1 protein-coding gene is annotated in these 261 nt (G+C 59.8%); it reads right to left on the reverse strand.

Translation table 11 applies throughout. The annotated features are described in order from the left end of the window. Positions 1–261: hypothetical protein (locus tag ACKX14_RS16070; RefSeq protein WP_422449419.1), on the reverse strand; the 261-nt coding region annotated here is incomplete at both ends.

Below are 261 nucleotides of genomic sequence, written 5' to 3' on the forward strand. Positions count from 1 at the left end.
GGCCCAGCACTTCCATATCCCATTCGACAAAGCCGGCAGTGGTCAGGTAGCTGGCCAGGGCATTGGCGACGTTTTTGCTCATGGAGCGCGGGAAGATCATGTCTTGCTGGCGGGCAGGAACGCCGCTGGTGCGTGCACCGCCGGAACCCTGGGAACGGGTTGAAACAGCAGTGTTGTCAGACTGGATTTCAACAAAATCGGGCGAGTCTTCGACGGAGTCGTCTACCGTCACGTTCGCCTTGCGAGGCTTGCGCTTGAGGG

The sequence above is a fragment of the Thermorhabdus hydrogeniformans genome, assembly GCF_049310025.1.
GTDB lineage: Bacteria > Bacillota > Thermosediminibacteria > Thermosediminibacterales > Tepidanaerobacteraceae > JBJYKD01.